Here is a 24,446-nt window from a genome sequence, read left to right as displayed (position 1 = left end):
GGCGCGGTCGGCGAGGACCGGGCCTCCGTGACCGTGGAGGCATGTGGAGCGGCCGCCGGTGTGGACGGTGACCCCAGCGTAGGACTCGCATCACAGAATGTCCATGAGTCGAACACAACGGCGCGTCATGTCTGCTCCGGCTCAGAGGGCGGACGCACCACATCGCATCAGGCCCCGCGGAGGTCTCTCGCGCCGGGCCCCGTGGGCGGAGGCACCGCGGGCCGGCCACAGCCACCCGGCGGGACCGGGTGGCTCACACGGGGAGCGGGGTCCCCGCCCGGGCGAGCAGCAGCGCGCCGGTCAGGTGCGCCAACGGGCCCAGCTCGGACGTGGTGATCCGCACCCGGTCCCCGCGCTGCAGGGTGTACTTCTCCACGGCCCGTCGCAGCGGTTCGAGCAGCAGGTCCCCGGCGCGGGCGAGGTCCCCGCCCACGACCACGAGCTGCGGGTTGAGCAGGTTGCACAGCTGGGCCACGGCCCCGCCGATGAGTCCCCCGGAATCCGCGACCACCCGGGTGCAGCCCGGGTCTCCCGCGAGGGCCGCGTCCACCACGTCCGGCACCGTCTCCAGCGGGCGTCCCGACGAGTGCACCAGACCGAGCACGGCGGCGGAGGACACGAAGGTCTCGAGGCAGCCCCTGTTCCCGCAGCGGCAGAGCCCGGCCCGTTCGTCCAGGGTGACGTGGCCGATCTCCCCGGCGGAGCCCGTGGCGCCGCGGTAGAGCCGACCTCCCAGGACCAGCCCCGCACCCACCCCGTGGGAGACCTTCAGGTAGGCCATGTCGCGCACGTCCCGCCCGGCACCGAGGGAGTGCTCGCCGACCGCGCCGGCATTCGCGTCGTTCTCCAGGACCACGGGGCAGTCCAGCACCCGGGATGCCAGATCCTGGACGTCCATTCCCGCCCAGCGGGGCAGGATGGCCGCGGAGTCCAGCTCCCGCCCTCGTTCGGCCACGGGAGCGGGCACCGCGATCCCGGCCTGCAGGAAGCGCTGAGCGGAGATCCCGAGCTCGTCCCGCAGCTCGTCGGCCATGCGGCGCGCGGTCTCGAGGACCTCGGCGGCTCCGTGGTCGGGCGGCAGCTCGCAGCGCTTCCGGGCGAGGATCTCCACGTTGAGGTCCGCCACGGCCACGGCCACGTGGCGGTGTCCCACGTCCACCCCCAGCAGGTGCCCGGCGCGGGGGCTGAACCGCACATTCTGACCCCTGCGTCCCCCGTGATCCGGCTCCACGGCCAGCAGATCGCACCGGGTGAGCTCCTTGACGATCGACGAGACGGTCGACGGCGCCAGGGCCGTCTCCCGCGCGATCCTCGCCTGGGTCACGGCCCCCAGTTCGCGCACGGCGTCCACCACTCGTCGCCGGTTGGCCACGCGCAGGGCCGTCTGCGATCCCGGGGCGGTGGGACTGGCGACCCGTGCCGCGGTGTCGGCCCGCGCGGCGTTGGACTCCGCCTCGTCGGGGCTCTCGACGGGGGATGGACGCGGTGGACGGAGCCGACCCGTGGCCGGGCGCTCCGCGGGCCGCGCCGTGGGTGAGGACGTCATCGTCTCTTCCCTTCTCGAATGCTCGTGGTGGCCTGAGTGTAGTCAACGTTCGGGCAACGAACACGAAGTCCGGGCGAAAGTGGGGCGGAAGTCCTCCGGTGCCGGGAAGGGGCCCGCGGGAGCGGGCGTCTAATATGGCGTAGAAGACATGCAATGCTTATGGGTAGCCTTTTCACAAGCTGTTTCACGTGAAACGAGCGTCTGCTGGCGCCACGCGGAGCACGACACGCCGACACCAGGATTCACACGGTGTCTCGTGTCACCATTGCTGTATGACCAATCCGGCGCAGTACACTTCCCCCTCGCCGGGCGGGTCCCCGTGGCACTTGCCGCAGTTGCGTCACCGCGTGGCCGTTCCTCTGGTCGTGGTGCTGCTGACAGCGACAATCGGTCGTCTGCTGGTGCTCTCACCGCAGGTGACCGACGGGGAGACCGCGTTGCTCGAGGGGCTCTCCCAGCATCGCAACGTCCTTCTGGACGGCATCGCCACCCTGGTGCAGTTCACGCTGTCCAACGGCGGGGTGGTTCTCATCATCGCGGCCGTCATCGGCTGGCTGGCCGTGATCCGACGCCGCCCCCTCGACGCCACGGGGTTCGCCATCACCGCGCTCGCGGGCTGGGGCGCGGTGGGGCTCGTGAAAGTGCTCGTGGAACGTCCCCGGCCGGCGGTGTCCGGCGATCCACTGGAAGTGGTTGCGGGATCCACATCCTTCCCCTCGTCCCACACGGGTGCCCTGGTCGCCATCGTCCTCGCCCTCGGTTTCGTGGCCGCGCGCCGGCGGACCCGGCGCAACGTGCTGCTGTGGGGCACCCTCGGAGTGGCCGTGGTCGGTGCCGCCCGCGTGTACTCGGGGGCCCACTACCCCCTCGACGTCCTGGCCGCCCTGCCGGTGGCCTGGGCCGGGGTGATGGTGGGAACCGCCGTGGCCAACAAGGTGGTCCCCGCCCTGGCGTACGGCTTCTCGTGGCAGCAGGTGGGCGTGTCCCTCGAGGCACCAGACTCGCGCCGTGCCGCGACCCGGGCGGCGGTTCCCACCGAGGCGCACGGCTCCACGGCCCGCCGCGTCACGGGATCCTCCGACACCCACGATCCGCGGCGCTCGGACCGAGCGGCTTGATCCCTGCGCCCCCCTCGCGCGCCCACTGCCGGTGGCGGGTGGACCCGCGCTGAGCATTGGCGGACGCGTCAGGACATGGTGTGCGCGCGCCCACGACGAACGGCGGGCCGAACCTCTGGGAGGTTCGGCCCGCCGTCGTCGTGCGGTCCTGCGCGCGGAGTCTGAGATGTGCCCGCAGCCCCGGTCTCGGGAAGAACTCGCGGCGTGCACCCGTCGCACGGCCCTCAGCGCCGCCGTGGACGTCCCGGGGTATTTCCCGGGGGAGTCCAGCGGCGTGTCAGTCCTGCGTGTACTCGGCCTTCACGCACAGCACGGGGCACCCGGCCTCGAGCAGCAGACGCTGGGTGGTGGGCGCCATGATGAGCTTGCCCACCGGCGTGCGCCGGCGGGTGCCGATCACCAGCAGCGTGGTGTGCGTGCGGTCGGTGACGTCGAGGATGACGTCCGCCGGGTCGGCGTCGTCCGCCATGGGGATCAGCTCGTAGGCGACGCCGCTCGCGTCCAGCGCGGCGCGGTCCTCCCTCACTGCGGTCTCGGTCTCCTCCGGACCAGTGTGGCGGCCCCACCGCTTGGTGTGGTGGCCCTGGACCACCATGAGGTCCGCGGCACGCAGCTTGGCCTCGTCGATGGCGGCACGCAGCGCGGCGCGCCCGGCGGGGGTGGGCAGGTATCCGACAACGATGTTCATGGGGTCTCCTGGTCCGTGACGTGGTGGGTTCTGGGGTGGGCCGGGGACCTCAGCGGTCCACGTCCTCGAGGTGGGCGATGTCCTCGGGGTGCTGGAAGCGCGTGCGGCGCCCCGTGAACAGGCGGGCGTAGAGGAAGTTCACGAGCCACAGCACCACGCCGAGGGCGATCAGCACCAGGGCGATCTGGTACTCGATGGTGTCCTGCGCCCACGGGCCCAGCAGGAACGCGCACGTGACGGCACCCAGGTAGGGGAGCACGCGCGGCGCGTGGAAGTAGTCGTGGCCCTCCTGGGAGCGGTCGCGGCGCAGGATGATGGCGGCCACGTTGACCACGGTGAACACGCCCAGCAGGAGCAGGGCCGTGGTGCCACCGAGCGCGGACGCGGTGCTCTTGCCCATGATGTTGTTCACGATCACGATCAGCAGCATGCCCAGCGCGGTGGTGAAGAGGATGGCCGTCCAGGGCGTGCGGCGCCCGGGGAGGACCTTGGACAGGAACCCGGGGATGACACCCTGCTTGGCCATGCCGTAGAGCAGGCGCGAGGCCATGAGCATGTTGATCAGCGCGGTGTTCGCCACCGCGAAGATGGTGAGGAACGGGTAGATGGTGTCGATCGGGATGTTGGGCGCACCGATCTTGACCACGTCCAGCAGCGGGGTGGTGGACTCGCTGAGCTGACCGATGGGAACGATCGCCACGGTGAACAGGGACACCACCACATAGATGACGCCCGTGATGCACAGCCCGAACAGCATGACCCGCGGGAAGTTGCGGGTGGGATCCTTGGTCTCCTCGACCATGTTGACGGAGTCCTCGAAGCCCACGAAGGAGAAGAACGCCAGGGACGTCACCGAGGAGAGCACCAGGAACATGTTCTTGTCCTCGGCGGTCTCGAAGATCATGGTGCGGCTGAAGTCCGCGTTGCCCTGGAACGCCGCCCAGAAGCCCACGAGGATCACGATCAGCAGGCCGGTGAGCTCGATGACGGTGAGCACCACGTTGAGCTTCACGGACTCGGAGACGCCGCGCAGGTTGACGAGTGCGAGCAGGGCCATGAAGCCCACGGCCACGAGGGTGATGCCGAACGGGCTCAGGTCCAGGTGGAAGCCCTTGGCGAAGTTCGCCGCCACGGTGCTCGACGCGGTGGCGGCCGAGGTCAGTCCGGAGCACAGCACCGCGAAGGTCACCAGGAAGGTGAGGAAGTGGATGCCGAAGGCCTTGTGCGTGTAGAGCGCCGCACCGGAGGCGCCCGGGTACTTGGTCACGAGTTCCAGGTACGAGAACGCGGTGATGGTGGCCACCACGAACGCCACGAGGATGGGGGCCCACGCGGCGCCGCCGATCTCACCGGCGATGTTGCCGGTCAGGGCGTAGACGCCGGTGCCCAGGATGTCGCCCACGATGAACAGCAGGAGCAGGCCTGGGCCCATCACCCGCTTGAGTTCGTGGTTCTCTCCCGAGGGGTCCGTGCCCCCGGCTGCGGCCGTGTCACGGCCCGTGGCCGACGACGCCGGTGCGGCGCCGTTCGGCGTAGCTGAACTGCTCATGTTGTCCTCCGCGGATCGACCAGAGTGCGGCCGCGCACGGTTCACCCGCTCGGGGGTTTGACCTGTGATCCGCGGCTCATTGCGTACAGGTAACCCTAAGGGATGCTGCGCGCCGCAGGGGGCACTGCGGCAGGAGTGGAAAGAGCGCGCCCCGCGCCCTGGGTGGGGCGGGACGCGCTCTCACGCGACGAGCTGGATCAGCGGATGCCGCGCATCATCCTGAGGATGGGCTTGGCGGCCAGCAGCATGACCACACCGAGGACGATGGTGACCGCGCCCATGGTGCCGAAGTAGGCGACCTCGTTCTCGCGGCTGTAGAACTCGGCCAGCGAGCCGGACAGTGCAGTGCCCAGCGCCACCGAGAGGTTGTACAGGGCAACCATCTGCACCGGGAACCTCCGCGGTGCCAGCTTGGTGGCCAGGGACAGCCCCACCGGGGAGAGGAAGAGCTCGCCCAGGGTGGCAACGAGGAGGATCAGCACGATCCAGCCCACGAACACGGACGCGGTGTCCGCCTGGGTGATGAAGAGCAGGAACGCCGCACCGATCAGCAGCAGGGCGATGCCGAACTTCACCGGGGTGCTGGGCTGGCGCGTTCCGAGCTTGGTCCACACGCCCGCGAACACCATGCCGAACAGGATGATGAACACGGGGTTGATGGACTGGACCGCGGACGGCTTGAACTCCAGGCCGAAGAGGCTCAGGTCCAGGCGGGTGTCCGCGTAGACGGCCAGCACGGTGAACTGCTGCTGGAACAGGGCGAAGAATGCCGCTGTGGCAATGAACAGGGGGATGAAGGCGACCACCCGGGAGTGCTCCTCGGGGGAGAGCCCCTTGTCCTTCAGCATGATGGCGAACAGGGCGATGGCCGCCACGAGAGAGATGAGGACCACGGCGCCGGACAGGTTGCCGGGGTTGAGGATCCCGGTGAAGAGCAGCACCAGGACCACGACCACGAAGCCCAGGGCGATCCCGATCCACTTGCCGTACTGCGAGCGGGGCAGGGGGTTGGCCACCGTGTGCACGGAGTCCGGCAGGCCCTTGCGGGTGAGGAAGTACTGCACCAGGCCGAGCGCCATGAAGAAGGCGGCGATGCCGAAGCCGGCGTGGAAGCCCCAGGTGCCCCACGCGAAGCTCGTGAGCAGCGGCCCGAACAGGGCGCCGATGTTGACGCCCATGTAGTAGATGGAGAAGCCGGCGTCACGGCGCGGGTCGTCGCGCTCGTAGAGCGTGCCCACCAGGTTCACGCACGTGGTCTTCAGACCACCGGAACCCACGGCCACGCACAGCAGGCCGATGGCCAGACCGGGCACGCTGGGGATCAGTGCCAGGGCGATGTGGCCGACCATGATCAGCACCGCCGAGGCGAGCATGGTGCGCTCGGAGCCGATCAGACGGTCGGCCACCCAGCCGCCCAGGATGGAGCACAGGTACACGGTGCCGCCGTAGGCGCCCACGATGCCTGTCGCCACACCCTGGTCGAGGCCGAGACCACCCTCCGCCGCCGGGTAGTACATGTAGAACAGGACGAGGGCCTGCATGCCGTAGAAGGAGAAGCGCTCCCACATCTCCACGGAGAAGAGGTTGGCCAGCATGCCGGGCTGACCGAAGAAGGTTCTTCTGCCCGCGGGGTTGTGCGGGTCGATGGTCGGGTTCGGATCGTTCGGCGCGTTGCCGGTGAGGCCGCTGCCTGGTGTGCTGTGACTCATGGGTCACCATGATGCACCCGGATGCCCGGGGAACTGCTTTCCGACGCACAGGACGAAGCCCCCGGGTTCCTGTGAGGCAGGACACCCGGGGGCTTCGTCACACGGCAGTCGCGAACCGTGCGGAGTCAGTCGTTGAAGTCCGCGGGATCCGGGCCGATGCGGCCGTTGTCACGGGTCAGGCCGTTGATCTGCTCGATCTCCTCCGGGGTGAGCGTGAGCTTCTGTGCGTCCCAGTTCTCCTGGATGCGCTCAGGGGTCACGGACTTGGGGAACACCACGTTGCCGATGGCCAGGTGCCACGCGATGACCACCTGGGCGGGGGTGGCGCCGTGCGCCTCGGCGATCTTCCCGATGGTCTCGTCCTGGAGGTCCGCCTTGCCCTGGCCCAGCGGGGACCACGCCTCGGTGACGATGCCGTGCTGGGCACCCAGCTCGCGCAGGGCCTGCTGGTTGAAGTAGGGGTGCAGCTCGATCTGGTGCGCGGCGGGGGCCACCCCGGTGTCCAGCACGTCCTGCAACGCCTTCTCCGTGAAGTTCGAGACACCGATGGACCGGGCCTTGCCGGAGGCCTTGATCTCCTGGAAGGCCTTCCAGGTCTCCAGGTACTTGCCCTTCTCCGGCTGGGACCAGTGGATGAGGTAGAGGTCCACGTAGTCCAGGCCAAGGCGCTCCAGGGACTTGTCCATGGCCTCGAGGGTGGACTCGTAGCCCTGGTCGTCGTTCCACAGCTTGGTGGTCACGAAGAGCTCCTCGCGCGGAATGCCGCTGCTGGCGATCGCGCGGCCCACGCCCTCCTCGTTGCCGTAGATCTTGGCGGTGTCGATGTGGCGGTAGCCGATCTTGAGGGCCTGGCTCACCACGTCCTCCGCCACGTCCGCGTCCACCTGCCACACGCCGAAGCCGAACTGCGGGATGGTGTTTCCGTCATTGAGCTGGAGGGTCTGGTTCTTGGACATCGTTACTGAATCCTTTCGTTGACAACTACCTCCCAGTCAACTGCGCGGTGGCCGGGTCTGACAAGCAGTTAAGTTGTGGGTGAAGTTCCCCCAGCTGTCCCACGACCGGGCGGGGCGGTCAGGGAAACGTGGTGAAATGGATCCATGAAGTTCGATTTCCAGCGTGTCAAGACCCCCGCCTACCTCACGTCCGTGGCCCTGGTGGTGATCGGGCTGCTGTGCGCCGTGGGCTCGCTGGCGGTGCTCGCGTGGATCCTCACCATCCTGGGGATCGCCCTCAACGTCATGGCTGTGAGCATCACCGCGATCGACGACCTCCCCGCGCGCGCTCGCCGCACCGGCACCCGCGTGGTCGAGGACCCGGAGCCGGAGACCGACCAGCACGACGTCGTCTCCCCCGCACGCGCCCAGCACTCGGTCTCCGGGCGCTCCGCAGCATCGGCGGGGACGTCCGCGCAGGGCGGTTCCTCGGCGGTCCGTCCCTCCGCAGCCCCCGCCAGGGACCGCGCCGAGTTCTGAGCGGCGTCGGCCAGGACCGTTCCCACTCCGGAACTGCTCTCGCAGAGTCCGGACCCGGGCCGGCGGCCGTCCCGCCATCACCGGTTGTCGCCCGGGCCAGCTCGTCACGGCGGGCGCGTTCGCGCCCGGCCCGCCGTCAGTCCTCCTCCGGCGAGGGGCGGGAGACGGGGCCCTCCTCCCCCGCAGGGACGGTCGGTGGTCAGTTCATCGCGGCGGCACGGTAGATCTGCTGCACCTTCTCCGCGGGCAGGCGGGTTTCGATGCTGACCGTGTTCTCCGGGTCCGAGCGCAGGTAGCGCACCGGGCCGTGGGAGCCCACCGCGAGCTTCTCGGCGTCCGCCACGGCGTACACGGCATCCAGGGTGCCGGTGAACGCGGGACCCTGCGTGGGGTTCACGCGCACGGTGAGGTGCGCGGTCACGGTGTCCGAGACGCCGTTCTCGTCGAAGGGCGACTCCACGTCCAGCTCGCGGACGATGCCCACGCCGTAGCCGATCACGCCGGGCAGCCGCGCGGCCAGGTGTCCCTGCGCCTTGGCGAAGGAGCGGCGCAGCACGGCCACCCAGGACAGCGCCGCGGCCACCAGGACCACGGCGACGACCCCCAGCCACAGCCCGTTGCGGGTGTCCGCGAAGCGCATTCCGCTCAGCACGATCACGAGCGCGGACACCAGCGGGATCACGAGCAGCAGGGACGCCACCAGCCGCTCGCCCACGGGCGTTTTCCCCGCGGCAGGTGCGCTGACACCGGGGCCGTCCGCCGCCGCGCCGTCCGACGACGCCGCCCCGCTGCCCGCCTCGGCAGACGTCACCGCGCTCTCGTGGGAACCAGCCGACTCGGCCGCCGCCACGCCCGTCTCCCCGGCCTCCGTGCTCGACGACGCGTGGGGCCGCCCCGCCTCGTCGCCGCTCGCGGGAGAGGGCGCCTTCCTCAGCTGGCGCAGCGCGGCGGCGTCGAAGCCCCGGTCGTTCACGGTGACGGGAGCGGGCCAGGTGGCGTGGGAATCCATGGGGTCCATTATGAGGGAGTGGGGGGAGGGGGGTAGATCAGCCTGTATAGACCACGGGGTAGGACTTGGTGAGTTTCTGACCCGTGTTCAAAGTGGCCGTGACTTCCGCGAATGACCGAATTCTCTTCTTGCCGTTGCGCACATCGGCCGTGGTGAGGGCTACCACCCCTGTGTAATCCACGCGGAACCGGCCAGAAGGTCCTGAATCAAAATTCCTGCACCCAGTCTGAGAGTCGACCTTGTACCGGTTTCCGGTGTCCTGGGCGGCTGACCAGAACATGTTGACATCCCACGAAGGCAGCGGGCCAGCATTTGGGTGTTCAACAGTCGTGTTGTTGACGGTGTTGGTGACCCGTGACCGGAATCCACTGCCAGATGTGGGGGACCAAGAGGCATTGCAGGTCCCGTTCGAGCATGTGTTGCGCGTGCTAGCGGTGGAGTTTCCCATCCAGAACACCCCCGGGCCGCTACTGTCCTGCCCCTGTCGGTTCTCCATCCAGAAGGTGTAGCTGATGTCCGTGACGATTACTCCGGGTGGGAGGTTGTCCACGTAGGTCTGACCTCCCAGGGTCAGGTACTGATTGGTCCTCCCCGTGCCGGAATCGATGGTGCCGAAGTCGTAAAACATGCCCCCGCTGAACCGGAGCGCGGGCTGGCACTGGCTGGACGCGGCAAGCGCCGGCGCAACCGACGCCGCCGCAATGACCGGAACCGACCACGCGGCGCCCTTGGCGAGGGTCCGCCGGGTGAGGGTGCGGGCGGCGTCGTGCTGCTGGGTCATGCGCTGGTGCTCTCCCTCGTGTGTCTGCGCCCGGGGGGCGCGCGATGCCGTCCGTCTGCCGGGTCCGGCGGCGGGGGCCCGGGCAGGCGGTCGGATCTGGGGGGGTGCCGGCCGGGGCGAATCCCTCGCCCACCAGGCTACGCGCCGTCTTTGGGGAGCGCGGACGCGGCCAACGTCCGGGTGCGGCCCCGGGTCAGAAACATTTGCAGCGGCAATCTTTGCTTACTACAATCCTTGCCATGACTGAGACGAAGTGGCTGTCCGAGGACGAGCGGGAGGCGTGGCTCGCGCTCGTGTCGATCATGTTCCGTCTGCCGGGGCGCGTGGAGAACCAGCTGCGCACCGAGGAGGACATGTCCCTGGCGGAGTACCTGGTGCTCGCCATGCTTTCGGAAGCACCGCGGCGTCAGCACAAGATGTCCGCACTGGCCACGGCCACGAACACCTCGCAATCGCGGCTCTCGCGCATCGTCGCCCGGATGGAGCGGGACGGGCTCGTCACCCGGCAGGGACGTCAGGACGACCGGCGCGTGGTGATCGCGGAGATCACCCCGGCGGGCCTCGAGCGCGTCAAGGAGGCCGCGCCGGCCCACGTGCGCCACGTCCGGGAGATCGTCTTCGACCGGCTGAGCACCGAGCAGGTGGCGCAGCTGCGGGAGATCGGCCGCGCGCTCAACTGCGGCGACAACGCCCGTAGCGTGCTGGGTCTGGACTGACGGGCCCAGCGCCATGGCCGCTCGTGCCGTGCGGTCCCCCGGGAAGTCTCCATCCCGGCGTGAACAGCATGCCCACTGAAGGGCCACTGACCCTGCCCAGTCCGTGACGGACGGGGTGGTCGCGAGGACTGCTGGGCACGTCTGAGCGCGGGTCTACAGTGACGGCGTGAGCATGCAGAGCGCCCACATGGCCATGTGGCGGACCATGAGCGGGCAGGACAACAAGGGCCGGCGGGTCAGCTGGGACACCGTCAAGCGGATCGCCACGTTCGCCCGGCCGCACCGCCGTGCGCTGATCGCGTTCGTTCTGGTGTCCGTGGTGCTGGCGGTGCTGGGGGTCGTGACCCCGGTGCTCGCCGGGGACGTGGTCAACGCCATCACCGGCGGTCACGACGTCTCCGTGGTCGTGTGGCTGGCCATCGCCATCGCGGTGGTGGCCGTGGCGGACGCCGGGCTCTCCCTGCTGAGCCGCCTGCAGTCCGCGCGCATCGGCGAGGGCCTCATCTACGACCTGCGCACGGCCGTCTACGACCACGTGCAGACCATGCCGCTCGCCTTCTTCACCCGGACGCGCACCGGTGCGCTGGTGTCCCGCCTGAACACGGATGTGATCGGTGCCCAGCGCGCCTTCGCCGGGACGCTGTCCGGCGTGGTGTCCAACCTGGTGTCCCTGGTGCTCACCGTGGCGGTCATGGTGACCATCTCGTGGCAGGTGACACTGCTGTCCCTGCTGCTGCTCCCCATCTTCCTGGTCCCCGCCCGCGCCATGGGCGGCAGGCTGGCCTCGCTTCAGCGGCAGTCCGCGCAGTACAACGCGCAGATGTCCACGCGCATGACCGAGCGCTTCTCCGCGGGCGGCGCCACCCTGGTCAAGCTCTACAGCGATCCCGCCGAGGAGTCCCGTGAGTTCGCGGCCCGTGCGGCGGACGTCCGCGGCATCGGGATCCGCTCCACCATGCTGCAGACCACCTTCGTGACCGCGCTGACCCTGGTCTCCGCCCTGGCGCTGGCACTCGTCTACGGCGTGGGCGGCACCCAGGCGCTGCTGGGCCACCTGGACGCCGGTTCCGTGGTGGCTCTGGGCATGCTGCTGACCAGGCTCTACACACCGCTGACCATGCTCGCGAACGCCCACATGGACATCATGAGCGCGGTGGTCAGCTTCGAGCGCGTGTTCGAGGTCCTGGACATCAAGCCCCTGATCGCAGAGAGCCCCAGCGCCCGCGCCCTGCCCGAGGGTCCGGTGGCCGTGGAGTTCGACCACGTCAACTTCTCCTACCCCTCCGCGGAGAAGGTCTCGCTCGCGTCCCTGGAGGACGTCGCGGTGCTCGACTCCCGGGGCGGTGAGGAGGTGCTGCACGACGTCAGCTTCCGTGCGGCCCCAGGACACACCGTGGCGCTCGTGGGCTCCTCCGGCGCCGGCAAGTCCACGATCGCCCAGCTGGTGGCGCGGCTGTACGACGTGGACTCCGGCGAGGTGAGCATCGGCGGTCAGGACGTGCGGGACACCACCTTCGAGTCCCTGCGCCACACCGTGGGCATGGTCATGCAGGACGGGCACCTCTTCCACGACACCATCCGGGCCAACCTCGCGGTGGCGCGGGAGGGCGTGACCGACGAGGAGGTCTGGGACGCTCTGGAGCGCTCGCGGCTGCGCCACGTCATCGCGTCCCTGCCGGACGGGCTGGACACCGTGGTGGGGGAGCGCGGCTACCGGCTCTCGGGCGGTGAGCGGCAGCGCCTCACGATCGCCCGGCTGCTCCTGGCGCGCCCGCGCGTGGTCATCCTGGACGAGGCCACCTCCGCACTGGACTCCACCAACGAGGCCCACGTGCAGGCCGCGCTGGACGAGGCCATGTCCGGTCGCACCGCCGTGGTGATCGCCCACCGGCTGTCCACCATCCGCCGGGCGGACCAGATCCTGGTGGTCGAGGCCGGTCGGATCGCCGAGCGGGGCACCCACGAGGAGCTGCTCGCGCGCGGCGGCCGCTACGCGGAGCTGCACGAGACGCAGTTCGCCGCCACGACCTCGGGCCACGACGACGCCCGGTAGCGTTCCCGGCGGACGCACGGTTTCCCTCGAGATCAGGAGTCAGGCATGAGCGGCTGGGAGAGGCTCTGGGCGGAGCTCGGCATCACGCTCCCGCACGCGGTGGGCGTGGTGCTCTCCGCAGCGGGGATCTACGTGGTGTTCCTGGTGTTCGTCCGGCTGCTGGGCCAGCGGGTGCTCTCGGCCATGTCCACGTTCGACGTGGTGGTGACCGTGATGCTCGGCGCCGTGGCCGGGCGTGTGATCCTGGGCCACCCGCCCACCCTCGCGAGCGGTGTGCTGGGGCTGGCCACCCTGTTCCTGCTGGAGGCGGTCTTCGGCCAGCTGGGGACACGCCCACGGCTGCAGCGGCTGTTCAACGCCCCCACCCGGCTGCTCATGGTCGGGGACGAGGTGCAGGAGGCGGAGCTGCGGCGCGCCCACATCACCCGTTCCGAGCTCCACGGGGCCCTGCGCCGGGCCGGTGTGCGCTCCTACGGGGAGGTGGCCTGCGTGCTCCACGAGTCCGGGGGTGGGATCAGCGTGCTGCGCCGCGGCGTCCCCGTGGACCGCCACCTGCTCTCGGACGTGGTCGGTGTGGAGCGGATCCCGGACGAGCTCCTCGCCCCGGACCGCACCGATTAGTTCGCACGCTGATTGTTGCCGCCGACTATGATGAGGGCCACGCCTACGAAGGGACACGGACCCCATGACCGACATGGCCATCCGCTATCGCGGTGTGAGCAAGGTCTATCCGGATGGAACCACAGCGGTCGACGACCTGAACCTCGATGTCCCCGCGGGGTCCCTCACGGTGTTCGTGGGACCCTCCGGCTGCGGCAAGACCACGTCCCTGCGGATGCTCAACCGCATGGTGGAGCCCACCGGCGGCGTGGTGGAGGTCAACGGGCAGGACGTCTCCACCATCCCGGCCGCCCAGCTGCGCCGCTCCATGGGCTACGTGATGCAGCAGTCGGGCCTGCTGCCGCACAAGACCGTGGAGGACAACATCGCCACGGTGCCCCGGCTGAACGGGGTCTCCAAGCGTGAGGCGCGGGCGGGCGCCCGTGAGCTGCTGGGCTCGGTGGGCCTGGACGAGTCCCTGGCCACCCGCTACCCGGCGCAGCTCTCCGGCGGTCAGCAGCAGCGCGTGGGCGTGGCCCGGGCGCTCGCGGCGGATCCGCCCATCCTGCTCATGGACGAGCCGTTCTCCGCGGTGGACCCGGTGGTGCGCCAGGACCTGCAGCAGGAGCTGCTGGACCTGCAGAAGCGGCTGCACCGCACCATCGTGTTCGTGACCCACGACATCGACGAGGCCGTCCTGCTGGGCAACCGCGTGGCGGTCTTCGCCCGGGGCGGCCGGCTGGCCCAGTACGCCACACCCGAGGAGCTGCTGCGGGCCCCGGCGGACGACTTCGTGGCGGACTTCATCGGCCGGGACCGCGGCTTCCGCTCCCTCAGCTTCGACAGCGCCAGCGTGGCCCTGCAGCCCGTGACCGTGCTGTCCTCCACCACGGGTGAACGCACCGTGGTGGGTCCCGGGGTGGAGAACCCGGTGCCGTGGCAGGGAGGTGGCGCGGCGGCGTCGTCGGACTGGGTGCTCGTGGTGGACGAGCGTCAGCATCCCCTGGGGTGGCTCCCGGTGCGCGAGAGCGGTGAGGCCGCCGGGCACGAGGAGCTGCGTGTGGGCGGGACCCTCTGGCGCTCGGGCGACTCCCTGCGCACCGCGCTCGACGCCGCGCTGTCCTCGCCGTCCGGGCAGGCCGTGGCCGTCCACGAGGACGGCTCGGTGGCCGGTGTGGTCCCGGGCGACGCCGTGATGCGCGCCATCGAGGACCAGCGCTCCACCCGTGAGGACCGGGGGCGGAGGCCGTGAACTGGCTGACGAACAACTGGCCCACGGTCCTGGAGCTTGCGGGCTCCCACCTGGTGCAGTCCGTGATCCCGGTGCTCGTGGGGCTGCTCATCAGCGTTCCCCTGGCGCGGCTGGCGGCCGGCAACCGGTGGTTGCGACCCGTGTTCGTCACGGGCTCCTCGCTGCTCTACACCATTCCCTCGCTCACGCTGTTCGTGGTGCTGCCGCTGGTCCTGGGCACGCAGATCACCTCCGTGGTCAACGTGGTCGTGGCGCTGACCCTGTACGTGATCGCCATCCTGGTGCGCTCGTGCGTGGACGCGTTCGAGTCGCTGGACCGGGACGTCCTGCAGGCGGCCACGGCCATGGGCTACAAGCCCGCGCGCCGGTTCTTCGGGGTGGAGCTGCCGCTGGCCGTGCCCGTGATGATCGCGGGCCTGCGCGTGGCCACCGTCTCCAACATCTCCATGGTCTCGGTGGGCGCGGTGATCGGCATCCAGTCCCTGGGCACGCTCTTCACCGACGGGCTGCGCCGCTCGATCGTCGCGGAGATCGTGGTGGGCATCGTGGCCACCGTGGTCATCGCCGTGGTCCTGGACCAGCTGCTGCGCCTGCTGGGCCACGTGCTGACCCGCTGGCAGCGCACCGGCACCGGCGGGCAGAACCCGGCCGTGCGGCGCGGTGACGGCCGCGGCACCCGGGCCCACGAAGGGGGCTCGCGGGACGAGGCAGGCTCCCTGGCCGCCGTGGAGTCCGGAGGTGCCACCGCATGAACCTGTTCGCCGAAGCCGGCCAGTTCCTCACCGACCCCGCCAACTGGACGGGTGCCTCGGGCATCCCCCAGCGGATGCTCGAGCACGTGGGCTACAGCCTGCTGACCATGGTGATCGCCCTGGTGATCGCCGTCCCGCTGGGCCTGTGGGTCGGCCACTCGGGCCGCGGCGGGGGAGTGGTCGTGGGCCTGGCCGGCGCGCTGCGCTCGCTGCCCACCCTGGGCCTGCTCACGCTGTTCACCCTGCTGATGGGCCTGGGTCTGATGCCGCCCATCCTGGCGCTCGTGCTGCTGGCCATCCCGCCCATCCTGTCCGGCACCTACTCCGGGATCGCGGCGGTGTCCCCCGCGCTCGTGGACGCCGCGCGCGCCATGGGCATGACGGAGTCCCAGACCCTGTTCCGCGTGGAGGTCCCGGTGGCGCTGCCCGTGATCCTGGGCGGGATCCGCAACGCCGCGCTGCAGGTGCTCGCCACCGTGACCATCGTGGCGTACATCAACCTGGGCGGTCTGGGCCGCTACCTGATCGACGGGCTCGCGGTGCGCGACTACTCGCGCATGCTCGCGTCCGTGGTGCTCGTGGCAGTGCTCGCGCTGGCCGCCGACGCAGTTCTCGCTCTCACCCAACGCCTGGTGACGTCGCCGGGTCTCAGACTGACAGGAGATCGCCCATGACCATCCACCACTCGTCCCCCCGCCCCCGCTGGCGGCCCGTGGCCTTCGCGGGGGTGGCCGTCTCCGCCCTGCTCGCTCTCACGGCGTGCGGCGGCGGCTCCGACCCCCTGGCGGAGGACAGCGACGCCGCCTCGGGCGGTTCCTCGGACACCGTCACCGTGGGCTCGGCGGACTTCCCCGAGTCGCAGATCATTGCGGAGCTCTACGCCGGGGTGCTGCGGGACGCCGGCGTGACCGCGGAGACCTCTCCGGGCATCGGCGCCCGGGAGGCGTACGTGGGCGCGGTCAAGGACGGTTCCGTGGACGTGGTCCCGGACTACTCCGGCAACCTGCTGCTCTTCGCGGACAAGGACGCCCAGGCGGCGTCGGCGGAGGAGATCGCCAAGGCCCTGCCGGGCGCGCTGGAGAGCCAGGGGCTGTCGGTGCTGGACGCGTCCAAGGCCGAGGACAAGGACGCGCTGGTGGTCACGCAGGCCACCGCGGAGAAGTACGGTCTGAAGTCCGCGGAGGACCTCTCCTCGGTGTGCGGCGAGCTGGTCATGGCCGGACCCCCGGAGTTCCAGGAGCGCGCCTACGGCGTGAGCGGGCTCAAGGAGAAGTACGACTGCTCGTTCAAGTCCTTCCAGCCCATCAACGACGGCGGCGGGCCCCTCACGGTCCAGGCGCTGACCAAGGGCGACGCCCAGGTGGCGGACATCTTCACCACCACCCCGGCCATCCAGGACGAGAACCTGGTGGTGCTGGAGGACCCCAAGAACAACTTCATCGCCCAGCAGGTGCTGCCGCTCACCGCTCCGGACCGCCTGCCCCAGGAGGCGGTGGACGCGCTCAACGAGTTCTCCACCAAGCTCACCACGCAGGACCTGATCGACCTCAACCGCAAGGTCAGCGGGGACGAGCAGCAGAACCCCGCGGACGCCGCGAAGCAGTGGCTGAAGGACAACGGGTACGACAAGGCCTCCTGAGCCGACTTCCACCACGGGTCCGGGCCGCGCCCGGTGGTACCGCCGATCCGGCGGAACCACCGGGCGCGCGTCATCTTCCGTTCATTCGCACGTGCGCACGCACAGTGGTGACGTGGTGGAAACCCCGTTCTGCACAGCGTTGTCCACATGCTCACCGGGCTGGGGTCGCACCCTGCTGACCTGCGGTGACGCGGGCGTTTCCCCACGTGGCACCTCGTTGCACACAGGGCGTTGTCCACACCTGTGGACAACGCTGTGCACACGCTGTGCAGTGAACACCGGGTGCGCGGACGGTCACGGGGACGTCACCTGCCGGTCACGGGATCTCGCCTGCCTATGCTGGACGGGCCGCGCCCTCCCTCCGGAGCGCCCGGCAGATCCGAGCTCGGAGTCAAGGGGGATCCCGGGCACCATCACTGCCCGCGGACGTGCTGCGTGCCGGCAGAGGAGGCCTTCCCGTGCTGTCTGACAACATTCCCCGCCGCATCACTGGTCGCGAGAACCTGCTGGCCGTGCTGCAGGAGCACCTGGTGCGGGACACCCGGGTGGCCGCCGCGGACCGCGACGTGTTCCTCCACCGCCTGCCGCAGCAGCTTCCCCGGATCGTCACGTCCCTGTCCGCCGTCTACGGTTCCGGCCCGGAGATCTGGGACGTCGTCGCGCGGGCCGTGCTGACCGCGTGGGACGCCTACGCCGAGCGCCCCGCGGACCTCCGGGACCTGGACCGGCGGCGCGAGGGTGCGGCACCGTGGTTCACCTCCCGCGAGGCCGTGGGCGGGGTGTGCTACGTGGACCGCTACGCCGGCACGATCGCCGGGCTGCGGGAGCAGATCCCGTACTTCCGGGAGCTCGGGCTCAGCTACCTGCACCTCATGCCCCTGTACGAGAGCCCCGCGGGCAACTCCGACGGCGGCTACGCGGTATCCTCCTACCGGCGCGTGGACCCGGCCCTCGGGACCATGGAAGAGCTCGCGGAGCTGGCCGCCGAGCTGCGCTCGCAGGGGATCGCGCTCGTGCTGGACTTCGTGTTCAACCACACCTCCAACGAGCACGAGTGGGCCCGGGCCGCGGCCGCGGGGGACCCGCACTTCGAACGGTTCTACTGGATCCACCGGGACCGCACCCTTCCGGATGCGTTCGAGCGCACGGCCCGGGAGATTTTCCCGGACGACCACCCGGGGGTCTTCACGCGTGTGGACAGCACCCCGGCCGGGCGCGCCGCGAGCCCGTTCGACCCCGATCCCCGATGGGTGTGGACCACGTTCCACCGCTTCCAGTGGGACCTGAACTACGCCAACCCGGAGGTCTTCCACGCCATGGCGGGGGAGATGCTGTTCCTCGCGAACCAGGGCGCGCAGGTGCTGCGCCTGGACGCCGTGGCCTTCATCTGGAAGCAGCTGGGCAGCACGTGCGAGTCCCAGCCGCAGGTCCACGACCTGCTGCGCGCGTTCCGCGCCGTCGCGGCCCTCGCCGCGCCCGCCGTGGAGTTCAAGTCGGAGGCGATCGTCCACCCGGACGAGGTCATCCGCTACGTCCACCCCGAGCAGTGCGCCCTGTCCTACAACCCCCTCCAGATGGCGCTCACGTGGGAGGCCCTGGCCACCCGGGACGTCACCCTGCTCTCCGCCGCGCTCGCCGAGCGCCACGAGACCCCCGAGGGCACTGCGTGGGTCAACTACGTGCGCGGCCACGACGACATCGGCTGGACCTTCTCCGACGACGACGCCGCACGGCTGGGTGTGGACCCCGCCGGTCACCGCCGCTTCCTCAACGCCTTCTACACCGGGCGCCACCCGGGGAGCTTTGCGGACGGCGTCGCCTTCCAGGACAACCCGCGCACGGGTGACTGTCGGATCTGCGGGACCACGGCGTCCCTGCTGGGTCTGGAGGCCGAGCCCGGCCCCGCGGTGGACCGCATCCTGCTCGCCCACTCCCTGGCCATGAGCACCGGCGGGGTCCCCCTGGTCTACCTGGGGGACGAGGTGGGCCAGCTCAACGACCCCCACTGGCGCCAGGAGCCCGGTCACGGGGATGACGCCCGGTGGGTGCACCGCCCGCGGCGCAGGGAGGCGGACCACGAGCGGCGCCACGACCTGTTCTCCGTGCAGGGGCGGATCTTCGGCGGGATCCGGGGCATGATCGCGGTGCGCCGCAGGACGCCGGAGTTCGAGGGCACCACGCTCATCCCGTTCGACACGCACAACAGCCACGTCCTGGGGTACCAGCGCCCGGGCGAGCACAGCCTGGTGCTGTGCCTGGCCAACGTCAGCGACTGGTCGCAGTTCGTGACCGGGGAGACGCTCAGCGGGTTCCTGCCCACGGCCACGCTGCTGCACGCGCAGTCCGAGGTGGACCTGCGCGGCGGGATCCTCCTGGAGGCCCACGGGTTCCGGTGGCTCCGGGTCATCCCGGTGCGCTGAACCGCCCCCGGCGGGGGGTGTGATCTGAGTGTCCCCCCAAGAGGGGTGACTGCACCCATAAGGGTGGACATTCGCGGTTGTCCACAGGACTTCTCCACAGGCGTGGATAAGTTACACGCCTGTGCTCTCCCCGGGTGAACCGCACGACCGTTCGGTATCTCGTCTGGTCACGGGCGGGTTTCGGGGCAGCCGGCCCGTGGACTATGCAGTTGCATCGAATATGTGTTCGAATTGTGCACAGACTTCTCCACGGCTGTGGATAACCGTTGTCCACCAGGTGTGCACGGGACACACACCCCGAGCGAGGTGACGAGTTGTGCCCTTTGCATCAGACTGGAGTTCTGATGACAAGCGTGCCGTGGCCGCTCGGTGGGACGAGCGGCATGGGGAGAGGCACGTCCTAGGGGGAAAACATGTCTGTGTGCATCACGCAGGTCGGGGAGTCCGACCGCAGTTTCACCATGGTCGCGGAGCAGGATGTGGCCGTGACCGTCGAAGAGTTCGACCGTGCGATTGGTCGACCCAGGGAGATGGGCGAGTGGTTCGGTGTGGAGTTCACCTGGCCCACGTGCCCCGACCACCAGATGGAGGTGGGCTCCGCCCTGGAGTTCAGGGCGCCGATCGGCCCGCTGCACTTCGACTTCATCATGATCGTGGCGGACCGGGTGCCCGGGGAGTCGCTGCTGTTCCGCACCACGCGCGGATCCGTGGACGTCACCCTCGAGTACACGTGGTGGGCCACGAGCACCGGAACCCGTGTGCGGCTGAACCTCGACTTCCGGCTGCGCCATGAACTGTGGTGGCGGACCCGGTGGACGCAGGCCGTGGCACGGCGCAAGCTCACGGTGGGGATGGAGCGGATGCGCCAGCAGCTGGGCGTGGCTCCGTGTGCCCAGACGGCCGCGCCGGTGGTGGCAGGCAGTGGCGCGGAGGCGTCCCGGGAGACCGGTGCTCCCGGGCGGGGCCGCATGGCAGCCGCCCACCGCGCCGCCCACGCGCGGCACCGCGCGCAGCGCGCCTGATCAGCGCGTTGCGGGGGCCACCGGCGCCAGGGAACGCTCCATGCGCAGCACGCGCACCCGGTAGTCCATGCCGGGGACGTCGAAGTCCACCGCCCCGCGCGGTGTGTAGCCCAGCCCGGCGTAGAAGGGCTGGAGCACAGGATTGGACTCGTCGCAGTCCAGGCGGGAGATCGTGCGCCCGGAGGCCGCAATGGCCTGCTCCGCCACGCGGATCAGGCGGGTCCCCGTTCCGGTGCCGCTCAGCGAGCGGTTCACAGCCACCCCGTGGATGTACCCCGCGGGCTCGGGCTGCGGGCCCCAGATCGGGAGGTCCTCCCAGATCACGCGCACGCTCGCGAGCACGTCCCCGGGGCGCTGCGGGGACTCCATGACCCACCACTCGTCCCGGTCGATCTCCTGCTCCACGTGGTCGAGGGCGAACTCGCCCTCGCGCCACTGGTCGATCCCGCGCGCCTGCATCCAGCGGGCCAGCGTGTCCCGGAGCGCGATGATGCCGCGCGCGTGCTCGCGTCTCGCGCGCACCACCTCCAGCGTGCTCGGGTCCAGGCCTGCGGATTCACGACGGCGCTGGGTGGCGTCCCCGGAGCCGGCTGCGCTCTCGGACCCCGGGACGTTTCCGGACCCCGCGTGAGAGCCCGGGGCGGTGACACCCGGGGGGAGGTGCGGAACGGGGCGTGCGGCGTCGTCGGCTGGCATGACCCGAGACTAGGTCAGGCCCGTGGCCGGGGGCGGAGGGTGTGACAGAACGTGACGGGGAGTCCGGGGCCCGTACGCCAGGGGCTGAACGTGCTTGACCAGGGCGAGACGGCGGGCGGAAGGTTGAAGCATCACGTCCCGCAAAGGAAGGATGATTCACCATGGCTGAAAAGTTCACTCTCCCCGATCTTCCGTACGACTACGCAGCGCTCGAGCCGCACATCTCCGCGCAGATCATGCAGCTGCACCACGACAAGCACCACAACACCTACGTGACCGGTGCTAACACCGCGCTGGAGAAGATGGAGGAGGCCCGCGCCAACGGTGACGCCGCAGGTGCCGCGAAGCTCTCCAAGGACCTCCAGTTCAACCTGGGTGGGCACATCAACCACTCGATCTTCTGGAAGAACCTCTCCCCCGAGGGCGGCGACAAGCCCACCGGTGAGCTGGCCGCCGCGATCGACGAGTTCTTCGGCTCCTTCGACGCCTTCCGTGACCAGTTCACGGCCGTGGCCACGACCATCCAGGGCTCCGGCTGGGCGATCCTCGCGTACGAGCCGATCGCCGGCAACCTGGTGATCGAGCAGATGTACGACCAGCAGAACGGTGTCCCCGTGGCCACCATCCCGCTGCTGCAGCTGGACATGTGGGAGCACGCCTTCTACCTGGACTACCAGAACGTCAAGGCGGACTACGTCAAGGCCTTCTGGAACATCGTGAACTGGGCGGACGTCACCGAGCGCTTCGAGAAGGCGCGCGCCGGGGCCAAGTCCCTCATCTGATCCCGTGGTGACGCATCGCCCCGCGGTGCCGTGACCTGTCGAAACCCCGCCCGGCGCTCGCCGTGCGGGGTTTCGCGCTACCAGCCAGCCATTCCGAGGAGTCCCGTCCATGAGCACGCCCCGTTTCCTGGTGACCCGGGAGATTCCCGAGCCCGGCCCGAGCATCCTGCGCGACGCGGGGGAGGTGGAGACCCGCAGCGGCATGAGCGCCGACGAGCTGCGGGAGGCGGTCACGGGCGGCGAGTACGACGTGGTGCTGTCCCAGACCTCCGACGCCTTCTCCGCGGAGCTCCTGGGGGAGGCTCGGATCAGGGGCATCGCGAACTACGGGGTGGGGTACAACAACATCGATGTGGCGGCGGCCGCGGAGCACGGGATCGCGGTGGGCAACACCCCGGACGTGCTGGACAACGCCACCGCGAACGTGGCCGTGCTGCTGCTCCTGGGAGCGGCGCGCCGCGCGCACGAAGCCTCCGAGTTCCTGCGCAGCGGTCAGTTCCAGGGGCTGCGCCCGCAGCTGCTGGTGGGTCAGGACGTCACCGGTGCCACGCTGGGGATCGCGGGCATGGGCCGGATCGGCAAGGCCGTGGCCCGGCGCGCTCTGGGGCTCGGCATGACCGTCCAGTTCACGCAGCGTCCGCCGCACGACCGCGAGGTGTCCGACGACGAACTGGGCGATCTGGCGGGGCACGTCACCCAGGTGCCGTGGGACGAGCTCGTGGCCACGAGCGACTACCTCTCGCTGCACGTCCCGCTCACGGAGGACACCACGCACCTGGTGGACGCGGACGTCCTGCGCCGCATGAAATCCACGGCGGTGCTCGTGAACACGGCGCGTGGGCCGGTGGTGGACGAGAAGGCCCTGGTGCACGCCCTGCGCGAGGGGCAGATCTTCGCCGCCGGGCTGGACGTGTTCGAGAACGAACCCGCCGTGGAACCCGGTCTGCTGGAGCTGCCCAACGCGTTCTTGCTCCCGCACATCGGCTCCGCCGAGGCGGGCACGCGGGCGGGGATGGCACGGATGGCCGCGGAGAACGCGGTGGCCATGGCCCGCGGGGAGAGGCCGCCGTACCCGGTGGAGGTGTAGCTCGCGCGGGTGGTCGGCGGCGTCGGGTTTCCGCGCCGGGGCAGTTCGTGTGCGCCGGGAACTCGTCGGCGTCCGGCGCCTGAGCGGAGTGAGCGGCGGTGCGGGCGCCGCGCTGGCCGGGTTCGGTGAGCGGCGTCGGTCGATGAGGCGGCGGCGAGTCAGCCGCGGCCCTGGAGTGCTGCGACCACGTCCGCCGTGGCGGCGATCGCCGTGTCGACGTCCTGCGCGGTGGTGTCCCTGCCCAGGCTGAAGCGGACCGCGGTGCTTGCCACCTCCGGGGAGAGGCCCAGCGCGGTCAGCACGTGGGACGGTTCCGTGGAACCCGCCGAGCACGCCGAGCCCGAGGACACCTGCACCCCGCGGTTCTCCAGGTCCACCAGCACGGTCTCCCCGTTGACCCCGGGAAAGCAGAAGCTGGCGTTCGTGGCCAGCCTGTTCCCGCTGGCGCTCGGGTCCGGGCCAGTGAGCACGGCACCGGGAACGCGGCCGAGGATGCCCTCGATGAACCGGTCCCGCAGCGCCGCCGTGCGGCGTGCGTGCTCCTCGCGCTCCGCCTCGGCGCGTTCCAGGGCGACCGCGAGACCCACCGCTCCCGCCACGGTGGAGGTTCCGGACCTGCGACCCCGTTCGTGGCCACCGCCGCTGAGCAGCGGGCGCAGGGGGGTGCCCCGCGCGATCCAGAGCAGTCCGATGCCCGGCGGCGTGCCGATCTTGTGACCCGCGAGGCTCAATGCGCTCACTCCGAGGGTCCGAACGTCCAGGGGGAGCACGCCCGCGGCCTGGACGGCATCCGTGTGCAGGGGGACGCCGTGCTCGGCGGCGATCTCCGCCAGTGCCGCGATGTCCTGCACGGTGCCCACCTCGTTGTTCGCGAGCATCACGGAGGCCACCGCCACCTCGGCTCCGCCTTCTGGTGCCGCCCCGTCGGGTGCGGTGGTGGAGCGGACGGCCACCGGCGTCTCGTTCTCCCCGCGGTGCATGACGCCGCCTGCGCGCCCGCCAGCGCCCGGTGCCGTGTGCTGCGCCCCCTGCCGTGCGGCGTCGTCGTTCCCCAGCAGTGCGGTGCGGAAGGCCTCCGGGGTGACCGCACCGCTGGGGTCCACGGGGACCGTCCGGGCGGTGAAGCCGTCGTAGCGGGCGAGGTCCGCGGCCGAGTCCAGAACGGCGTGGTGCTCGATGGCGCTCGTGACCACGCGTGTGCGGGTTGCGCGGCGCTCGCGGCGAGCCAGAGCAATCCCCTTGACCGCGAGATTGTCCGCCTCCGTGCCCCCGGAGGTGAAGACGATCCCACCCGGGCGGGCGTGGAGCACCGCGGCCACGCGCTCGCGGGCGTCCTCCAGCGCGTGCGCGGCGCGGCGCCCGCGCTCGTGGTGGCTGGACGCGTTGCCGAACTCGCTCGTGAGCCACGGCCACATGGCCTCGAGCACGTCCCGGCGCGGAGCCGCGGTGGCGGCGTGGTCCAGGTAGATCATGGGTGGCCTCGTTCGACAGGTAGGGGCATGCGGGGGTCTGGGGTGAGCACCCCCGGGACGGGCAGGAGAAACCGTGCTCG

General features: G+C 70.4%; 22 protein-coding genes. 13 read left to right on the top strand and 9 right to left on the bottom strand.

Features of this window, described 5'->3' with window-relative positions; all coding sequences use genetic code 11:
• Positions 1–253 precede the first annotated feature (253 nt).
• Positions 254–1,546 carry an ROK family transcriptional regulator gene (locus HMPREF2833_RS07560; protein WP_083310958.1) on the bottom strand — a complete coding sequence of 431 codons (1,293 nt, stop codon included), beginning with the start codon at positions 1,544–1,546 and terminating at the stop codon, positions 254–256.
• Between the two features lie 347 nt (positions 1,547–1,893).
• On the opposite strand from HMPREF2833_RS07560, the gene HMPREF2833_RS07555 reads away from it, so the two are divergent.
• A complete protein-coding gene (locus tag HMPREF2833_RS07555; RefSeq protein ID WP_237708745.1) occupies positions 1,894–2,664 on the top strand; it encodes a phosphatase PAP2 family protein in 771 nt (256 codons plus the stop codon).
• Positions 2,665–2,941: 277 nt separating this feature from the next.
• Here the strand turns inward: HMPREF2833_RS07555 and HMPREF2833_RS07550 are convergent, their stop codons facing one another.
• From HMPREF2833_RS07550 to HMPREF2833_RS07535, 4 genes are all read right to left on the bottom strand, one after another.
• A complete protein-coding gene (locus HMPREF2833_RS07550; protein ID WP_070637263.1) occupies positions 2,942–3,352 on the bottom strand; it encodes a universal stress protein in 411 nt (136 codons plus the stop codon).
• 49 nt (positions 3,353–3,401) lie between these two features.
• On the bottom strand, positions 3,402–4,901 hold the full coding sequence (locus HMPREF2833_RS07545; protein WP_019310448.1) for an APC family permease: 1,500 nt from the start codon (positions 4,899–4,901) through the stop codon (positions 3,402–3,404).
• Between the two features lie 197 nt (positions 4,902–5,098).
• On the bottom strand, positions 5,099–6,610 hold the full coding sequence (locus HMPREF2833_RS07540; protein WP_070637262.1) for a peptide MFS transporter: 1,512 nt from the start codon (positions 6,608–6,610) through the stop codon (positions 5,099–5,101).
• Positions 6,611–6,735: 125 nt separating this feature from the next.
• Positions 6,736–7,566, bottom strand: a complete 831-nt coding sequence (locus tag HMPREF2833_RS07535) for an aldo/keto reductase (RefSeq protein WP_070637260.1) — start codon at positions 7,564–7,566, stop codon at positions 6,736–6,738.
• A gap of 144 nt (positions 7,567–7,710) precedes the next feature.
• Between HMPREF2833_RS07535 and HMPREF2833_RS07530 the strand changes: the two genes are divergently transcribed.
• Entirely contained in the window at positions 7,711–8,085 is a 375-nt protein-coding gene (locus tag HMPREF2833_RS07530) for a hypothetical protein (protein ID WP_019310451.1), read from the top strand.
• A 199-nt stretch (positions 8,086–8,284) separates the two neighbouring features.
• Here HMPREF2833_RS07530 and HMPREF2833_RS07525 read toward each other — a convergent pair whose 3' ends face one another.
• Together HMPREF2833_RS07525 and HMPREF2833_RS07520 are read right to left on the bottom strand one after the other, a co-directional pair.
• Positions 8,285–9,094, bottom strand: coding sequence for a hypothetical protein (locus HMPREF2833_RS07525; protein ID WP_019310452.1), 810 nt, complete (start codon positions 9,092–9,094; stop codon positions 8,285–8,287).
• Positions 9,095–9,131: 37 nt separating this feature from the next.
• Positions 9,132–9,875 carry a hypothetical protein gene (locus tag HMPREF2833_RS07520; RefSeq protein WP_070637258.1) on the bottom strand — a complete coding sequence of 248 codons (744 nt, stop codon included), beginning with the start codon at positions 9,873–9,875 and terminating at the stop codon, positions 9,132–9,134.
• Between the two features lie 239 nt (positions 9,876–10,114).
• Between HMPREF2833_RS07520 and HMPREF2833_RS07515 the strand changes: the two genes are divergently transcribed.
• The 9 genes from HMPREF2833_RS07515 to HMPREF2833_RS07475 all read left to right on the top strand — a co-directional run bounded on the left by HMPREF2833_RS07515 (position 10,115) and on the right by HMPREF2833_RS07475 (position 20,329).
• Entirely contained in the window at positions 10,115–10,591 is a 477-nt protein-coding gene (locus HMPREF2833_RS07515) for a MarR family winged helix-turn-helix transcriptional regulator (protein ID WP_019310454.1), read from the top strand.
• A gap of 166 nt (positions 10,592–10,757) precedes the next feature.
• Complete coding sequence (locus tag HMPREF2833_RS07510; RefSeq protein ID WP_019310455.1) at positions 10,758–12,644, top strand: ABC transporter ATP-binding protein; 1,887 nt, start codon at positions 10,758–10,760, stop codon at positions 12,642–12,644.
• A 45-nt stretch (positions 12,645–12,689) separates the two neighbouring features.
• Positions 12,690–13,265 (top strand): DUF421 domain-containing protein, encoded by a 576-nt coding sequence (locus HMPREF2833_RS07505; RefSeq protein ID WP_019310456.1) that lies wholly within the window; start codon positions 12,690–12,692, stop codon positions 13,263–13,265.
• A gap of 64 nt (positions 13,266–13,329) precedes the next feature.
• Positions 13,330–14,496 carry an ABC transporter ATP-binding protein gene (locus tag HMPREF2833_RS07500; protein ID WP_070637254.1) on the top strand — a complete coding sequence of 389 codons (1,167 nt, stop codon included), beginning with the start codon at positions 13,330–13,332 and terminating at the stop codon, positions 14,494–14,496.
• Positions 14,493–15,248, top strand: coding sequence for an ABC transporter permease (locus HMPREF2833_RS07495; RefSeq protein ID WP_019310458.1), 756 nt, complete (start codon positions 14,493–14,495; stop codon positions 15,246–15,248). The genes HMPREF2833_RS07500 and HMPREF2833_RS07495 overlap by 4 nt, the downstream gene beginning before the upstream one ends.
• The gene (locus HMPREF2833_RS07490) at positions 15,245–15,922 is read left to right on the top strand and encodes an ABC transporter permease (RefSeq protein ID WP_070637251.1); all 678 of its coding nucleotides are present in this window, start codon (positions 15,245–15,247) and stop codon (positions 15,920–15,922) included. The genes HMPREF2833_RS07495 and HMPREF2833_RS07490 overlap by 4 nt, the downstream gene beginning before the upstream one ends.
• Positions 15,919–16,887, top strand: a complete 969-nt coding sequence (locus tag HMPREF2833_RS07485) for an ABC transporter substrate-binding protein (protein ID WP_070637249.1) — start codon at positions 15,919–15,921, stop codon at positions 16,885–16,887. Before HMPREF2833_RS07490 ends, HMPREF2833_RS07485 begins: the two co-directional genes overlap by 4 nt.
• A gap of 458 nt (positions 16,888–17,345) precedes the next feature.
• Positions 17,346–19,307, top strand: coding sequence for an alpha-amylase family protein (locus HMPREF2833_RS07480; protein WP_070637248.1), 1,962 nt, complete (start codon positions 17,346–17,348; stop codon positions 19,305–19,307).
• A gap of 413 nt (positions 19,308–19,720) precedes the next feature.
• Positions 19,721–20,329, top strand: coding sequence for an SRPBCC family protein (locus HMPREF2833_RS07475; RefSeq protein ID WP_070637246.1), 609 nt, complete (start codon positions 19,721–19,723; stop codon positions 20,327–20,329).
• Here HMPREF2833_RS07475 and HMPREF2833_RS07470 read toward each other — a convergent pair whose 3' ends face one another.
• Positions 20,330–21,025 carry a GNAT family N-acetyltransferase gene (locus tag HMPREF2833_RS07470; RefSeq protein WP_070637244.1) on the bottom strand — a complete coding sequence of 232 codons (696 nt, stop codon included), beginning with the start codon at positions 21,023–21,025 and terminating at the stop codon, positions 20,330–20,332.
• A gap of 161 nt (positions 21,026–21,186) precedes the next feature.
• Between HMPREF2833_RS07470 and HMPREF2833_RS07465 the strand changes: the two genes are divergently transcribed.
• A complete protein-coding gene (locus HMPREF2833_RS07465) occupies positions 21,187–21,807 on the top strand; it encodes a superoxide dismutase (RefSeq protein WP_019310464.1) in 621 nt (206 codons plus the stop codon).
• A 109-nt stretch (positions 21,808–21,916) separates the two neighbouring features.
• Positions 21,917–22,894, top strand: coding sequence for a 2-hydroxyacid dehydrogenase (locus HMPREF2833_RS07460; protein ID WP_019310465.1), 978 nt, complete (start codon positions 21,917–21,919; stop codon positions 22,892–22,894).
• 158 nt (positions 22,895–23,052) lie between these two features.
• Here HMPREF2833_RS07460 and HMPREF2833_RS12705 read toward each other — a convergent pair whose 3' ends face one another.
• A complete protein-coding gene (locus HMPREF2833_RS12705) occupies positions 23,053–24,366 on the bottom strand; it encodes a cysteine desulfurase family protein (protein ID WP_019310466.1) in 1,314 nt (437 codons plus the stop codon).
• Positions 24,367–24,446 lie beyond the last annotated feature (80 nt).

The sequence above is a fragment of the Kocuria sp. HMSC066H03 genome (genome assembly GCF_001812045.1).
Classification (GTDB): domain Bacteria; phylum Actinomycetota; class Actinomycetes; order Actinomycetales; family Micrococcaceae; genus Kocuria; species Kocuria rhizophila.
This window is presented reverse-complemented; position numbering and strand designations above follow the sequence as displayed.

Coding starts and splice junctions, on each gene's coding strand:
- HMPREF2833_RS07470 (WP_070637244.1), bottom strand. CDS start 21,025: ATGCCAGCCGACGACGCCGCACGCCCCGTTCCGCACCTCCCCCCGGGT.
- HMPREF2833_RS07475 (WP_070637246.1), top strand. CDS start 19,721: ATGTCTGTGTGCATCACGCAGGTCGGGGAGTCCGACCGCAGTTTCACC.
- HMPREF2833_RS07460 (WP_019310465.1), top strand. CDS start 21,917: ATGAGCACGCCCCGTTTCCTGGTGACCCGGGAGATTCCCGAGCCCGGC.
- HMPREF2833_RS07540 (WP_070637262.1), bottom strand. CDS start 6,610: ATGAGTCACAGCACACCAGGCAGCGGCCTCACCGGCAACGCGCCGAAC.
- HMPREF2833_RS07485 (WP_070637249.1), top strand. CDS start 15,919: ATGACCATCCACCACTCGTCCCCCCGCCCCCGCTGGCGGCCCGTGGCC.
- HMPREF2833_RS07560 (WP_083310958.1), bottom strand. CDS start 1,546: ATGACGTCCTCACCCACGGCGCGGCCCGCGGAGCGCCCGGCCACGGGT.
- HMPREF2833_RS07490 (WP_070637251.1), top strand. CDS start 15,245: ATGAACCTGTTCGCCGAAGCCGGCCAGTTCCTCACCGACCCCGCCAAC.
- HMPREF2833_RS07525 (WP_019310452.1), bottom strand. CDS start 9,094: ATGGATTCCCACGCCACCTGGCCCGCTCCCGTCACCGTGAACGACCGG.
- HMPREF2833_RS07530 (WP_019310451.1), top strand. CDS start 7,711: ATGAAGTTCGATTTCCAGCGTGTCAAGACCCCCGCCTACCTCACGTCC.
- HMPREF2833_RS07465 (WP_019310464.1), top strand. CDS start 21,187: ATGGCTGAAAAGTTCACTCTCCCCGATCTTCCGTACGACTACGCAGCG.
- HMPREF2833_RS12705 (WP_019310466.1), bottom strand. CDS start 24,366: ATGATCTACCTGGACCACGCCGCCACCGCGGCTCCGCGCCGGGACGTG.
- HMPREF2833_RS07505 (WP_019310456.1), top strand. CDS start 12,690: ATGAGCGGCTGGGAGAGGCTCTGGGCGGAGCTCGGCATCACGCTCCCG.
- HMPREF2833_RS07545 (WP_019310448.1), bottom strand. CDS start 4,901: ATGAGCAGTTCAGCTACGCCGAACGGCGCCGCACCGGCGTCGTCGGCC.
- HMPREF2833_RS07520 (WP_070637258.1), bottom strand. CDS start 9,875: ATGACCCAGCAGCACGACGCCGCCCGCACCCTCACCCGGCGGACCCTC.
- HMPREF2833_RS07515 (WP_019310454.1), top strand. CDS start 10,115: ATGACTGAGACGAAGTGGCTGTCCGAGGACGAGCGGGAGGCGTGGCTC.
- HMPREF2833_RS07550 (WP_070637263.1), bottom strand. CDS start 3,352: ATGAACATCGTTGTCGGATACCTGCCCACCCCCGCCGGGCGCGCCGCG.
- HMPREF2833_RS07500 (WP_070637254.1), top strand. CDS start 13,330: ATGACCGACATGGCCATCCGCTATCGCGGTGTGAGCAAGGTCTATCCG.
- HMPREF2833_RS07535 (WP_070637260.1), bottom strand. CDS start 7,566: ATGTCCAAGAACCAGACCCTCCAGCTCAATGACGGAAACACCATCCCG.